Origin of the sequence: Photorhabdus aballayi (genome assembly GCF_026153155.1) — a bacterium.
GTDB lineage: Bacteria > Pseudomonadota > Gammaproteobacteria > Enterobacterales > Enterobacteriaceae > Photorhabdus > Photorhabdus luminescens.
Genome location: NZ_JAPFCD010000032.1, coordinates 43810 through 59109, shown reverse-complemented (window position 1 = coordinate 59109; position 15300 = coordinate 43810). Strand labels below are relative to the sequence as shown.

General features: G+C 35.8%; 14 protein-coding genes. 3 read left to right on the top strand and 11 right to left on the bottom strand.

Going from position 1 to position 15300, the window contains the following annotated elements:
• Positions 1-276: tail fiber assembly protein (locus OO184_RS15810; RefSeq protein WP_265380003.1), on the top strand; the 276-nt coding region annotated here is incomplete at its 5' end.
• Between the two features lie 384 nt (positions 277-660).
• On the opposite strand, the gene OO184_RS15805 is transcribed toward OO184_RS15810, so the two are convergent.
• From OO184_RS15805 to OO184_RS15765, 9 genes are all read right to left on the bottom strand, one after another.
• Complete coding sequence (locus tag OO184_RS15805) at positions 661-1095, bottom strand: tail fiber assembly protein (RefSeq protein ID WP_265380002.1); 435 nt, start codon at positions 1093-1095, stop codon at positions 661-663.
• A gap of 44 nt (positions 1096-1139) precedes the next feature.
• Positions 1140-1967 carry a phage tail protein gene (locus OO184_RS15800; protein ID WP_265380001.1) on the bottom strand — a complete coding sequence of 276 codons (828 nt, stop codon included), beginning with the start codon at positions 1965-1967 and terminating at the stop codon, positions 1140-1142.
• A 459-nt stretch (positions 1968-2426) separates the two neighbouring features.
• Positions 2427-2861 (bottom strand): tail fiber assembly protein, encoded by a 435-nt coding sequence (locus OO184_RS15795; RefSeq protein WP_265380000.1) that lies wholly within the window; start codon positions 2859-2861, stop codon positions 2427-2429.
• A gap of 1 nt (position 2862) precedes the next feature.
• Positions 2863-3690, bottom strand: a complete 828-nt coding sequence (locus tag OO184_RS15790) for a phage tail protein (protein ID WP_265379999.1) — start codon at positions 3688-3690, stop codon at positions 2863-2865.
• Between the two features lie 430 nt (positions 3691-4120).
• The gene (locus tag OO184_RS15785; RefSeq protein WP_265379998.1) at positions 4121-4555 is read right to left on the bottom strand and encodes a tail fiber assembly protein; all 435 of its coding nucleotides are present in this window, start codon (positions 4553-4555) and stop codon (positions 4121-4123) included.
• 57 nt (positions 4556-4612) lie between these two features.
• Positions 4613-5446, bottom strand: coding sequence for a phage tail protein (locus OO184_RS15780; RefSeq protein ID WP_265379997.1), 834 nt, complete (start codon positions 5444-5446; stop codon positions 4613-4615).
• Positions 5447-5907: 461 nt separating this feature from the next.
• Positions 5908-7179, bottom strand: coding sequence for a phage tail protein (locus OO184_RS15775; RefSeq protein ID WP_265379996.1), 1272 nt, complete (start codon positions 7177-7179; stop codon positions 5908-5910).
• Between the two features lie 156 nt (positions 7180-7335).
• Positions 7336-8055: a gp53-like domain-containing protein gene (locus OO184_RS15770; RefSeq protein WP_265379995.1), complete on the bottom strand. Its 720-nt coding sequence runs from the start codon at positions 8053-8055 to the stop codon at positions 7336-7338.
• Positions 8056-8690: 635 nt separating this feature from the next.
• Positions 8691-9392 (bottom strand): phage tail protein, encoded by a 702-nt coding sequence (locus OO184_RS15765; RefSeq protein ID WP_265379994.1) that lies wholly within the window; start codon positions 9390-9392, stop codon positions 8691-8693.
• 589 nt (positions 9393-9981) lie between these two features.
• On the opposite strand from OO184_RS15765, the gene OO184_RS15760 reads away from it, so the two are divergent.
• Positions 9982-10578, top strand: a complete 597-nt coding sequence (locus OO184_RS15760; protein ID WP_244161609.1) for a gp53-like domain-containing protein — start codon at positions 9982-9984, stop codon at positions 10576-10578.
• Between the two features lie 247 nt (positions 10579-10825).
• The gene (gene tadA, locus OO184_RS15755) at positions 10826-11335 is read left to right on the top strand and encodes a tRNA adenosine(34) deaminase TadA (protein ID WP_265379993.1); all 510 of its coding nucleotides are present in this window, start codon (positions 10826-10828) and stop codon (positions 11333-11335) included.
• An 11-nt stretch (positions 11336-11346) separates the two neighbouring features.
• On the opposite strand, the gene OO184_RS15750 is transcribed toward tadA, so the two are convergent.
• Both OO184_RS15750 and mltF read right to left on the bottom strand, forming a co-directional pair.
• Positions 11347-13653, bottom strand: a complete 2307-nt coding sequence (locus OO184_RS15750; RefSeq protein ID WP_265379992.1) for an Orn/Lys/Arg family decarboxylase — start codon at positions 13651-13653, stop codon at positions 11347-11349.
• A gap of 129 nt (positions 13654-13782) precedes the next feature.
• Complete coding sequence (gene mltF, locus OO184_RS15745; RefSeq protein ID WP_265379991.1) at positions 13783-15195, bottom strand: membrane-bound lytic murein transglycosylase MltF; 1413 nt, start codon at positions 15193-15195, stop codon at positions 13783-13785.
• Positions 15196-15300: the final 105 nt, after the last annotated feature.

Genomic DNA, 15300 nt, shown 5'->3' with positions numbered 1-15300 from the left:
CCGCCCACCGATTTCGACAAATGGGACGGCAAAGACTGGGTAGTTGATAAAGACTTACTCAAGTCTCATCAAATCAACGAAGCAAAACAGAAGCAAGCAGCACTGTTACAACAAGCAAATGAAACACTTTCATTGCTACAAGACTCTGTTGACTTAGAAGTCGCTACAGACTCAGAGAAAGCCGCTCTGTTAGAATGGAAGAAATACAGAGTATTACTGACTCGTGTAGATGTTGATCAAGCACCGAATGTGGAGTGGCCGGAAGTGCCGAAGTAAATGAAAGCCGGGTGAATTTTGGGACTTTATTGTCCCGTTTTTCACTCGGCTTCTTAATCCATTTATGGCTATTTTTGTGTTATGCAGCTCAATTCTTCCGAGTTGGTAGCATAAAATTTAGCAACACAAAAAGTAACACACAAAAGTAAGAAATTGATTTTTAATGTTTTATTTACACGGTTCACACATATCACAATTGATACAGCTTTTTTTGATTAATAACGACATTTCAATAGATTAACTTATTTTTCATTTTATATTTTTTTCATTCTTTTGAGGAAGAACAACTCGAATAATAACAAAATATTTATGGCTGTTGTAGTATTAGTAATAATAAAACGATTAAAACCGGGTTCTGCCTGAATCCCGGTCTTGTTTTGCTGATTATGATAATGGGGAAATTGGCCAGTCAACTTCCGGGGCTGTTGAAGTATCAACCCGGTTAAGCATCACGCGGTATTTTTTCCACTCTTTAAGTAACAGTGTTTCTTCATTTGTGGCTATATCAAGTTCGACCGCATCAGCAAGCGGCGTTATTTTTTCATTTGCAAGATATATAAATTGCGCTCTTTGGGCTTCTGCAATAGCTATCAATTCCTCTTTTGTCGGTGGTGGAATATCTTCCCAACAAGGAAGAGCATCTTCGCCACAGGACAGTATTTTTCCTTCTGGCGGTATTCCTGAAAATGTATGGAATATATCATCAGTGACAGATATAGGATCGTTTGGCCATGAGCCAGCTTGAATATAATCTTGCTGTAATGATACTGGATAAAATGTTTTATTTAATGCACTGAATACATAGTTTTTATTGTTCATAATTTTCTGCCAATTTTAATTAAATAATAAAAATAATTTTTTAATTAATATCCCATTGCCATAAAAAATGTAAAAGTAGTGAGTTTATGGTAATTAATATTTTTATAACACCGAAACTGATTCTTATTTTCTACCGTTGCTGAGAATATACCTGCTGCTTGAGGGTCATTGCCACGATGCGTTAGCGTGATGCTAACGCATTCATTTGGAAACGGTATTGGAAAGTTATTTAAATACCCAGATTGAGGGCTGCTATGGTTATAAACTTGTGCTAATCCCCACATTATAATTAAACCCGAAGGCAATTTTTGCCAGCCATTCTTAACCAAGTTTGCTGTGAAGAACGACATATCTGGAATCTGATTCATTCCATTGCCTACTTTCAAGTTTACAGCTTTATCTAAACCTAAGTTTTTCACAAACTCATTTTTATTAGGAATATCTGCGCCATTTTGCGTTTTTTCCAGTCTGTTATTGGCATTATTATTGATATCGGAGACAAGCTTTTGTGTTGCAGCCAGTGTATTACTATTGCCAATGATATCTGTGAGTTGAACAACACCTTTTTGTGTTAATGAGGCATCGGGAATTTTTCTTGTAATTTTTTGTTCTAGCGCTTTATTTAATTGTGCAGTGAGTTTGGCTATATTACCATCATCCAAAACATCACTGCCAGATTCTGCCGAAATAAAATCAGCTACAACAGATGATATTGTTGATGACTGACGTAATGCCTTATTTAATACATGAGTGGTAAGACCTATTGGCGGAAATCCAGACTGTAGTTCTGGAAGCTCTTCATATAAATTTTGAGCCACCACATTAGCACCATCTCTAACAGAAAACGCTTTAAAATCATTCTTGAGATTCATATATATTTCCCTAAAGTTCTATAGGTCATTTTTAAAATTATTGTAAGGATGATTTCCTATCGCTCATAGTCTAGAGATAAAAGATAATAATTAAATATTTTTATATCTCATGGGATTAATTATTTTTCATATATTTTAGTGATAAATAATTTCTATGCTGAAATGTTTATTATGGAAAGTAAATTCCAATGACATATAATTTACTAATATCGCATGAGCTGAAAAATATTGGCGTAAAATAGCTTATACCCTATGGATTTCAAGATGCATCGCGACGGCAAGGGAGCGAATCCCCGGGAGCATAGATAACTATGTGACTGGGGTGAGTGAGCGCAGCCAACAAAGAGGCAACTTGAAAGATGACGGGTATATATAATGACAGAGCATTTACTGCTGTAATATTAGCAATAATAAAATGATTAAGACCGGGTTCTTCCTGAATCCCGGTCTTTCTATTAATTACGATAATGGCGTAATTGGCCAGTCAATTTCTGGTGCATTTGACGTATCAACCCGGTTAAGCATGACGCGGTATTTTTTCCATTCTTTGAGTAATAGCATTTCTTCGTCTGTTGCTATATCAAGTTCTTCTGCATCAGAAAGTGGGGTTATTTTTTCATTTGCAATAGATATAAATTGCGCTCTTTGGGCTTCTGCAATAGCTATCAATTCCTCTTTTGTCGGTGGTGGAATATCTTCCCAACAAGGAAGAGCATCTTCTCCAGAGGACAGTATTTTTCCTTCTGGCGGTATTCCTGAAAACTTATGGAATATATTATCAGTTACAGATATGGGATCGTTTGGCCATGAGTCTGCTGCAATGTAATCCTGCTGTAATGATAGCGGATAAAATGCTTTATTTAATGCACTAAATACGTAGTTTTTCTCGTTCATATTAATACCCTATTGCCCTATAAAATGCTGCTACAGGAATTTGTAAATATGGAATACTGCTAAAACATTGGAATTGGGAATTATTGACCGTCATTATTGAAAATGTGCCAGCATGTTGAGGGGCGTTACCAACGTGAGTTAACGTGACGTTGAGACATTTATTAGGAAAGGGAATTGGAAAGTTATTTAAAGTACCTGGTTCGGCATAAGCATTGCCTTTAACTGATGCTATTCCCCACATTTCAATTAAACCCGAAGGTAATTTTTGCCATCCGACCTGATTCAGATTAGAGGTGAAAAACGACATATTAGGTACTTGATTTTCACCATTCCCTATCGTTATATTTGTTGAATCTGATAAACCAAGGTTCTTTATAAATGCAGCTTTATCAGGAATGTCTGCGCCGTTTTGGTCTTTTGCCAGTCGATTATTAGCATTATCATTTACATCAGAAACAAGCTTCTGAGTTGGCGCGAGTGTATTACTGTTGCCTATTTGATCTGTGAGCTGAATAATTCCTTTTTCTGTTAATGAGGCATCGCGAGTTTCTGTTGTGTTTTTTTGTTCTAAGGCTTTCTTGAATTGAGTGGTGAGTTTGTCTACATCCCCATTATCCAGAACGTCTTCGCCAGATTGTGTTGCGATAAAATTAGCGACGACAGTGGATATGGTTGACGACTGACGTAATGCTTTATTTAACAGTTCAGCGGTAATATCTCCTGTTGGAAACCCAGTTTGCAATTTTTGCTCTTTTTCATATGCGTCTTGTTTCACTATATTTGCATTGTCACTAACAGAAAAAGCCTTAAAATCATTCTTTTGACTCATATATTTTTCTCCAATTAAGTATTGCATTTTATAAACAATATAGTGAATTGTTATAAAAATAATTTCTCCCTATTCACGGCAGCTACAGTTTAGTTAGAAAAAAGAATAATGGAATATTCTTATAGCTTATAGGGTTAACTATTTTTATATAATTGATGGTAATGAATATGTTAATGATTTGTAATATTAAATGTTTACATTTGATATTTGAAAATAATTTTTATTAATTCCATTTGTGGTCTGAGAAGGTTGGGTAATTGCTATTATTTAAGTCTATTTGTTCTAATTATTTGTAGTGGGTATGTATATATGTGGTATTACTGAATGGGTTTAATATTTTAATGATTATTGATGTTGAATAGATACAAAATACCAGAATCAATAAAATGATAAAGACCGGGTATTATCCTATTCCCGGCCTTTTTATTAATTACGATAATGGAGGAATTGGCCAATCAATTTCAGAGGCCGTTGAAGTATCAACTCGATTAAGCATCACACGGTATGTTTTCCACTCTTTAAGCAATAGTGTTTCTTCATTTGTCGCTATATCAAGTTCGACAGCATCGGCAAGCGGCGTTATTTTCTCATTTGAAAGAGATATGAATTGTGCTCTTTGGGCTTCTGCTATCGATATCAATTCCTCTTTTGTTGGAGGTGGGATATCTTCCCAACAAGGAAGACCATCTTCGCCAGAAGAAAGTATTTTTCCTTCTGGCGGTATTCCTGAAAATTGATGGAATATGTCATCAGTTACAGATATAGGATCATTTGGCCATGAACCTGCTGCAATATAATCTTGTTGTAATGATAGTGGATAAAATGCTTGATCTAACGCACTGAATACATAATTTTTATCGTTCATGATTTTTTTTTGCCAATTTTAGTTAAATAATCATCATAGTAAATTAATTATTTTTAATTAATATCCTATTGCTATAAAAGCTGTCTGAACAGCGGGAGTATAACCAGTATTACTTCTATAACACCGAAATTGACTCTGGTTTTCTACTTTTGCTCCAAATATTCCTGCTGCGCCAGGGTCCCAGCCAGTGTGAGTTAATGTGATACTAAAACATTTATTTGGAAATGGTATTGGAAAGTTATTAAGATATCCGCTATTAGGTTGTCCACTTCCACCGAAAGCAACTAGTGCTATTCCCCACATTATAATTAGACCTGAAGGTAACTTTTGCCAACCATTCTCAACTAAGTTTGCGCTAAAAGACGACATATCTGGAATCTGATTAATTCCAGTTCCTACTTGCCGTTTGGCGGCTTCATTTAAACCTAAGTTTTTCACAAACGCGTTTTTATCAGGAATATCTGCGCCGTTTTGCGCTTTTTCTAGTCTTTTATTAGCGTTATCATTTATATTGGAAACAAGCTTTTGAGTTGCAGCCAGCGTATTACTATTGCCAACCACATCTGCAAGCTGAACAATACCTTTCTGTGTTAATGAGGCATCGGGAATTTTTGTAGCAATTTTTTTTTCTAACGCTTTATTTAATTGTGTAGTAAGTTTGGTTGTATTACCATCATCCAAGACATCACTGCCAGATTCTATCGCAATAAAATCAGCTACAACAGAAGCTATTGTGGATGACTGGCGTAATGCTTTATTTAATATATGAGTAGTAATATTTTCTGGGGGAAACCCAGTTTGTAAATTCTGACTTTCTTCGTATCTTTCTTGACTCACTACATTAGCGTTATTACCAATAGAAAACGCCTTAAAATCATTCTTTGGATTCATATATATTTTCCTTAAATAAAATAATGTTCTTCTGTAATTAACATATTGAGTTATAGTATAGGTAATTTATCGAGATTAATTTCAATTATAGTCTACCCCAAAAAGAGGATAGTAAGATTACATTATAAATCAAATGATTAATTATTTTTGTATAATTACTGGCAATAAATCGTTTAACATCTTGTAATCTAAAATATATTCGAAATGTTTATATTTTACATTTTGAAGTTATTTTATCTTATCTGTTTTGTGAATTTTTTAAATAGTTTTAACAAGGTTTATTAAAAATATAGGGTGTCAGAATGGTTGCTATGAAAATAATATTGTTTTTTCTGTTGGTTGGATTGTTATATTTGTTTTGTGTTTGTTCGATAAATATAGGTAAATATCTTTATTAGATAGGGGGATAAATTATCTCCTAAAAAATAAATGGGAAAAGGGCCGCCATGCAGCCCATAATTCTAGTCAGCAATATAAATTTCTATGATATCAGGGCAATCTTCTTTGTTTACTATAGATAATCTCAATCCGCCATCTGACGAATGCACAACAAGCCACCCTTTTGATCCATATCCAGTACCAACCAAAATATTATCGATCGGAGGCATTTGTAAAGGTAAAAATATACCAGGGTTACCAGTACGTAAATATATACATCTTCCTCTTATGTCCTGACTTAGTAATATGCTACTTCCGCTATCTCTGCTGGTTCCTATTTTCTGCCATCTCTGATTAGAGCCTTTCTTTTGATATCGTTCGTCAACTTCCGCACGTGAATACGCCCCCACATCTCCGGCTACCAGATTGATGTCTTCAGTTAACGCTTTGCCGTTAATTCTCCTGCTATTAGGAACCGCATTTCTCGCCAATGCTACGGTTTCTGATAAACCAAGTTCGTTGACAGTAGGTTTGTTTTTTGTTGTATAAATGTTAGTCCAATCTTCTTCAAATCCATAATTATCACGCGCCGAGCGATAAGCAATACCGCCGTTTTTGTAATGCACTTTCAACTGAAAAGCTGGACAACTCCCAACGCCATTATAGAAGTGCACAACATGATCACTAAATTTCGGATGCAGTAGGTCATATGATCCTGAATCTACATTCCACGGAACTTGGTTATCAACAGAATATTTTCCTGTTAATCCGAGCCTAAATGCTCCCACATCGCCAGCCTCTAAATTGATATCTCCAATCAGCGATTTACCATTAATTTTCCTACTATTCGGCACAGCATTTTTCGCCAAATTGACGGTTTCCAATAAGTCGAGATTTTTCACAAACTCATTTTTATTGGGAATATCCGCCCCATTTTGGTTTTTGGCTAATCTATTGTTAGCATTATCATTGACATCAGAAACAAGCTTTTGAGTTGCAGCGAGTGAATTACTATTACCAACCACATCTGTAAGCTGAACAATACCTTTCTGTGTTAATGAAGCATCGGGAATTTTTGGTACTATTTTCTGTTCCAGCGCCTTATTTAATTGAGCGGTGAGTTTCTCTATATTGCCGTCATCCAGAACATCATTACCAGATTGTGTCGCGATAAAATTAGCGACGACAGAGGATATTGTGGATGATTGACGTAATGCCTTATTTAATATATTAGTGGTAATACCATCGGGTGCAAACCCAGTCTTCAAATTCTGACTGTCTTCATATTTTTCTTGGTTTACTACATTAGCATTATTACTAATAGAAAAAGCCTTAAAGTCATTTTTAGGACTCATATTATACTCCTTAAATTAAGTGATGAACTTTATAAATAACATATTGAATTATTGTAAAAGTAATTCCTTATTTAATGCGTTGAATACATGGTTTTTATCGTTTATAGTCTTTTGCCATTTTAATTAAATGATCATGGCAATTTGATTTTTATTAAATTAATATCCTATCGCCCTAAAATATGTTATAACAGCAGGAGTCCAATTAGTAGGGCTTCTAAAACATCGAAACTCACGCTGATTTTCTATGATTACTGAAAATATTCCCGCTGCGTTAGGGCTATGGCCATTATGAGTTAACGTGACATTAAAACATTTATTTGGGAATGGTATTGGAAAGTTGTTTAAATATCCAGACGTGTAAGAGCCATAACCATTAACTTGAGCTATTCCCCACATTTCAATTAAACCCGAAGGTAACTTTTGCCAGCCGCTATAATTCAGATTTGCATTGAAAAACGACATATCTGGAACCTGATTAACTCCAACGCCTATTCCTCTTTTTGCAGCTTCATTTAAACCTAAGTTTTTCACAAATGTATTTTTATCAGGAATATCTGCGCCGTTTTGTGCTTTTCCCAATGCGGAGGTGGAAATTTTAGTTATAATTTTTTGTTCTAATGCTCTATTTAACTGGGCGATTAGTTTAACAATATCCCCATCATCCAGAACATCATCGCCAGATTGTGTCGCGATAAAATCAGCCACGGCAGAGGCTATTGTTGACGATTGACGTAATGCTTTATTTAGCACGTGAGTAGTAATATCTTCTGGTGGAAATCCAGTTTGTAAATTCTGGCTTTTTTCATATTCTTTTTGACTCACTACATTGGCATTATTATTGATAGAAAAAGCTTTAAAATCATTCTTGGGACTCATATACACTTTCCTTAAATAATATTATGTTATAATTAATATGTTAAGTTATAGTATAGGTAATTTATCGAGATTGATTCTAATTATAGTCTACTCCAAAAAGAGGAGCGTAAGATTCTATTATAACTTAAGTGATTGATTATTTATATATGACTGATGACAATAAATCGTTTAACATATTGTTATCGAAAGTATATTCAAGATGTTTATATTTCACGTCTGGAAATTATTTTATCTTATTTATTTTAGGAAATTATTTTAGGAAATTTTAAATATCTTTCATAAGTATTGTTAAAATACATGGTGTAAAAATATTAGCTACGAAAGTATTATAATTTTGTCTTTTGGTTAGGTTATTATATTTGTTTTATATTATGTTCCATAAGTATAGAGGATATATCCAGTATTAACTTAGTGGTAATATAATCGGGTACAAACCCAGTCTTCAAACTCTAACTTTCTTTATGTTTTTATTGGTTCATATTATACTCCTAAAGTTAAGTGATAATCTTTATAAATAATATATGGAATTATTGTAAAAATAATTCCATATCTAATATACTGAATACATGGGTTTTATTGTTTATAATTTTCCGCTAATTTTAATGAAGTAATTGTAGTGGTTTGATTTTATTAAATTAATATCCTACTGCTCTAAAATATGTCAGAACATAAGGTTGGCTGTCATTTATGCCTCTATAACATTTGAACTGCTGTTGATTTTCTACGATTACTGAAAATATGCCTGCTGACTGAGGGCCATAACCAAAATGAGTTAATGTGACATTAAGACATTTATTTGGAAACGGTATTGGAAAATTATTCAAATATCCACCATAAGAAGCATTACCCATTCCCCACATTTCAATTAAACCTGACGGTAATTTTTGCCAGCCATTCTGAGTTAAATTTGCAGTGAAAGACGACATATTTGGAATCTGATTAATTCTATCATTTATATCGGAGACAAGTTTCTGAGTTGCAGCCAATGTATTACTATTGCCAACCACATTTGTAAGTTGAACAACACCTTTCTGTACTAATGAGGCATCGGGAATTTGTGTTGTAATTTTTTGTTCTAACGCTTTATTTAATTGGATAGTGAGTTTAGCGGTATCACCATCATCGAGAATATCACTGCCAGATTGTGTCGCGATGAAATTAGCCACAATAGAAGCTATTGTTGACGATTGACGTAGTACTTTATTTAATAAGTGAGTGGGAACATTATCTGGGGGAAATCCAGAATACAAACTCAGGCTTTCTTCATATCTTTCTTGGCTCACTACGTTAGCATTACTACTAGTAGAAAAAGCTTTAAAATCATTCTTGGGGCTCATACATTTTCCTCGAGTTAAATGATGTATTTGATGATTAGTACATTGAGTCGTTGTAGAAATAATTTCCTGCCATTTATAGTTTAGTTCGTAAAAAGAATAATGAAATACTTTTATAACTCAGAATTCTGACTATTTATGTGTATTATGTGCGGTTGGTAGTAATAAATATTCAATATTTTTTTGGTCGAAAATATATCAAAGTTATTAATGTCTTATTTATAGAAACTATTTTCAATAGTTTCTATACTGAGAGATTTATACTGGAGGTTGGAATAATATGGGGACAGAAAGAGATGAAAAAGGGTTAGATGATTTATTATTTTTCGTGCCGAAGTATCAGTGATATTAAATAATGCTTTCTATATTGGAAAAATATAATTAACTCTTGAAATCCTATTTTTAATTAAATTTATGTTCCATCATCATATTGTTTCCTTGTTATTACAATTTTCTGGTGTATTTTCTTTAATAATATAATGGTTAAAATAGATTGATTGTTTGCACACAGATGTTAGCTTTGTATTTTAAAATTCTTATGTAAGCAAGCTTTTAGTAAATGAAATATATTATTTTTTTGTAAGGGGAATAAATGAGTAATAAAAATGATTTTAAAGCATTTTCTATTAAAGATGGTGCTAATGTGGTGTCTCAATATTTATATGAAAATAGTCCAGAGTTGCAGACTGGATTTCCTCCAGTAGGTCTCACCACGCATGTATTAAATAAAGCATTACGTCAGTCATCAACAATAGCCTCTGTTGTGGCTAATTTTATGTCCACGCAGTGTGGCAAGGATGTTTTGGATAATGGTGATTTGGCAACCCTTAATCAGACGTTTACTGATTCATTACAGTGTCATATGAATAAACAGCTTCCTGGTAACTTATCACCTAATGGTTATCAACAACTGCCTGGTGGATTAATACTTCAATGGGGAAGACATAATTTTACTCCGTTAGCGAGAAACAAGGTTGTTTTACCAACACCTTTTAAGCGTGGTTGTTTGAAAGTTTTTATGTCACCTGTTGGTGATTGGATATTTCCGATGTCAGCAGCACCTAACGGAACGTTGAATACTTTTGATTCTTGGGTTGCTGCGCGAACAGTTAACGCTTATGGAACTGAAATCAAGTTATCTGCTAATGATACTTATGTATATGGAGATTATTTCGCAATTGGTTTTTAATTAATGTTTTAGAATGAATAATAAGCCGAACTTGTTTCGGCTTATTATTGAAATGGAATATGTTAATGTCATGGAATAGAACGGTGTTATATATTTTCCTATTAATTTTTTGGATATTATAGTAATAATGGATATATAAAATTATCTCGAGGGTATATTCCCAATGGATTAATAAGAAAATATATCTGGAAAACAGGTAAAACAAATCGTTATAATTGCCCCTGATGTAATCAAATGAGATACCGTAGTGATTGAAATATATAGTGACGAATATTGGATGCAGCAGGCGATAGAACGAGCAATGAACGCGCAAGAACAGGGGGAAATACCTGTTGGCGCTATATTGGTTGCTGATAATAAAATCGTTGCGGAAGGTTGGAATCAATCTATTATTGCGCATGATCCTACCGCTCATGCTGAAATTATTGCGTTACGTAAAGGGGGAGAGCAGTTACACAATTATCGTTTGATAAATACCACCTTATACGTCACCCTCGAACCTTGCACTATGTGCGCTGGCGCCATGATACATAGTCGAATACAGCGGTTGGTTTATGGCGCCAGTGATATGAAAACTGGCGCCGTAGGTTCTTTGGTTGATATATTGCGCCATCCTGGCATGAATCATCAAATTGATATTACCAGCGGCGTGCTTGCTGAGGAATGTTCGACGATGTTGAGCGCTTTTTTCAAACAACGTCGGCTGCAACATAAAGCAGTAAAAGCCGCCAGAAAACAGCAGGAAGAAAATCAATAGATATTATTGACTCACTCTTTTAGTACCCATATATGGTACTCGCCGTTTATCATCTCTGCACCTTCCAGGATTTTTTCAAAGCCTGGGAACTTTTTATTCCATTCACCGATCTGGCGAATATATTGTAACCGGGGAGCATGTTCATCGCCAAAACGTTCTCCCGGTAGGATTATTGGTATACCTGGCGGATAAGGAATGACACTAACAGCCGATATGCGCCCTGCCAGTTCATTAAGCGGTATATGTTCAGTACGGCCTCCCATATGATCAAGGTGTGCTTGTCGGGGCAGTTTCACTATCTCAGGTAATTGGCTAAATGATTTCTTTTGCTCAATATCTATTTCATATTGTTTTATATACGCAAATATTTTATCCGAAATATCTTTTAGCCCCATATTTTCATAATATTCAGGGTATTGCTTCGCGAGTTTTGGCAAACATTGTTTAAGTGAAGTGTTAGCGTCATAGTGTTTCTTAAAATTCAACAATACATTGATCAACGTTCCCCATTTACCTTTGGTGACGCCGATAGAAAACAGGCAAAGAACAATAAAATCGGTGGTACGTGCCGGCACAATATCATGCTGACTGAGATAAGCGGAAAGAATTTCGGCTGGAATGCCATTTTCCAGCAATTCATCATTATCATTCATTCCTGGGCACAAAATACCGACTTTTGTCGGATCTAGCAGGCACCATTCTTCTGATAGATTGGTAAATCCATGCCATTTATCTCCCTCTTTTAATACCCAACAGGCAGGATCTGTTGCCAATTGTTCTTTGTTTGCTTCATGGAAAGGAATTAATTTACCGTTATCTGAGCTGATAATCTCTCTGGCATTCCAGGGCGAGAAGAACCAATCATCTTTTTGTTTAAATTGATGATGGGTTTTTGCTAATGTCAGACGGAAGTCGACGGCTTCATTAATCGCATTTTGTATTAGTCTTTGCCCTTGTGGGCCATCCATCATGGCAGCGCCAATTTCATTAGTGGCGATCAGCGAATATAGCGGTGAAGTTGTAGAATGCATCATATAAGATTCGTTGAAACGAGAATGTTCAACGGGTTTTTTACCATTGCGAATATGGATATACGATGATTGTGATAATGCTGCCAACATCTTATGCGTAGATTGAGTGGCAAATATTGTCGGGCCATGACTGTCAAAATCTTTTGGGTCATCACGCATTGAATAACGGTGTTTATACATAGGGTTAAAACGAGCATAAGCAAACCAAGCTTCATCAAAGTGAATTTGATCAACACTTTTTGCTAGTAAATTTTGTGCTTGTTCTGCGTGATAACATATTCCATCGTAAGTACAGTTGGTCACGACCGCATAAACAGGTTTACTGTCTATCGCGATCGCTTTTAACGGATGTTCATCAATGATTTGTTGGATATATTCTGGTTGAAATTGATCTCTGGGTATGGGACCAATAATGCCATAGCGATTGCGTTGAGGAATAAGATATACGGGCAAAGCCCCAGTCATTATTAAACCTTGTCCAATGGATTTATGGCAATTGCGATCGCATATAACAATCTCTTTCTCGCCAATAATGGCTCCCATGATAATACGGTTAGAACCCGAAGTGCCGTTAAGAACGCAATAACTTTGATGCGCGCCAAAAACCATTGCTGCATATTCTTCTGATTCTTTAATCGCACCTGTATGATCTAGCAGTGAGCCAAGTGTTTTTCTTTCTATGCCAATATCACTCCGGAATAAGTTTTCCCCAAAGAAATTAATTAATTCTCTTCCTGCCGCCGTCTTAGTCAGCGCGACACCGCCTTGATGTCCCGGCGCAGTCCAGGAATATTCCGGTGATTCTTGAGTATATTGCAGTAATGCACGAGTGAAAGGCGGTAATAATTGGGCATAATATTTCTTAATTAGTGAACTGGCGCGAGAGGCGATAAATCCAGCCGTGTCTTCAAGCATCCAGACGAATTCATCTGCCAATCCCATGATTTCAAGCGTCAGCGTGTCGATGCTGGAATATTCCGCAGTCAACAATACCGGAATGGTTGTATTGTGTTTGCGTATTTCTTTCAGTAATTCTAGGACTTGTTTATGAGATTCATAGTTATTATCTCCTGAAGTCCAATCAACAAAAATACAGCATAGTGAAGAATCAGAACAAACTGTGGCTATGCCATCTTGAAATGTCGCAGCCAGGATAACAGCGAAATTGTTCTTTTTTAATGCTTCTATTAACTCTGTAAAGGCGCGACCATTCGCCGTCGTCGGACTAAATACATGGCTGCTGACGACCATAATTTTATTTTGTTCGTTAATATCTAAATTAATCATGATTTATCCTTTGGGAGAGATAGTGTCCTGACGAATTTAATATGATTAGTTGGATTAGCTGTCAAACATAATATAACTGAGGATATATAATGGCTGTAATTGACTTCTTAGAGCCTTATATTTGTTTACTTATTTTGGTTGGTTTTCTTGGAAAATTAATTTTTTCCGGTTTTCTTTGGCCTGTAAATATCCGACTAAACTAAGCTGATAACGGCGAATATTTTCAATATAGCGATAAGCTTCATGTCCACGGGCATAGCCATAGGTGGTATTTGTATAATATTTTTTCTGGCTTAATAGCGGCAGCCGTTTTTTGACATCGAGCCAACTATCAGGATTTCCTTTCTGTGATGCCGTCAATTTGCGAGCATCTAACATATGTCCATAACCCATATTGTAAGCAGCCAGTGCAAACCAGATACGCTCGTCTTTAGGAATATTTTCGGGTAGTCGTTTCATTAGATCTTGCAGATAGATCGCGCCTCCCTTAATACTCTCTTCCGGATCAAGGCGATCAATAACGCCTAACCCTTTAGCCGTCTGACTGGTTAACATCATCAGGCCACGCACACCCGTGGGCGAGGTTGCCTGTGGGTCCCAATGAGACTCTTGCCAGGCAATGGCAGCAAGTAGTTGCCAACTGATATCACCGGAATATTTTTCAAATAGTGGCCGATAGGTAGGCAGAATATTATTGATGGCGCTTAAAAAAGAGAGTGTATCGAAATAATCAAATGAGTTGACGTGACCAAAATATTTTTCCTCCAATCGCGGCATGACATTTTGTTCCGTTAGCTGGCTGAAAAAATCCAGCATGGCAGCATAAAGGCTGTAGTCGTCAATGCGTTTTAAATACCATGTCAGCGGGTTATCTTCGCTAACATCAAAAGCAACGGCCAGATTAGGGTGAGTACGTTGTTGCAACGAGACATTAATTGAGTCGCCTAATGTATAATCCAGTTTACCTTCTGATACCTGTTCCAGTAGCTCGCGAGTGTTATATTGCTGTGTCTCCTCCCATTCGAGTTTTGGGAATTCTGTATTTAGCTTTTTCAATGTGCTGGCATGAGCAGAACCAGAAGCGACTAGCAGTTTACCTTTTAAGTCTTTAAAAGAGCGAGGGCGTGGAGTTCCTTTGCGATAAATCAGTTGTTGAGAGATAGAATAGTAAGCTGGACCTGCGCGGGTTTGAGCCAATCTTTCTTGATGATAGGTCAAGCCAGCGGCCAGAAAATCAGCTTCACCCTTTTCCAGGTCATCGAATAATTGATTAATATTTGTTCTAAATTTAATTTCTAATTTGACGCCAAGGTAATCAGCGAAGCGTTTTGCCAGCTCGTAATCAAATCCATTGGGTTCTTTCTTACTGGTAAGGTGAATCAGAGGTGAGCTAATGGTGCTGATCCGTAGCTCTCCTCTGGTCATAATCCTGTTCATCTGCTCCTGCTGTTTATTCGGCCAACTGATGTTCAGACTGATGATAGCGGCAGAAAAAAGAGCGATAACAATGATAACGAAATAATTTATTTTTATATTATTCAAACGGTTATCTCTGTGTGACGCGGTATGGTGCTATGTGGAAACGCGCTATATTGTTATGGTTAAATTTCCAGTGATTGAGCATTTTGCGGAACAAAAACTGGCTGT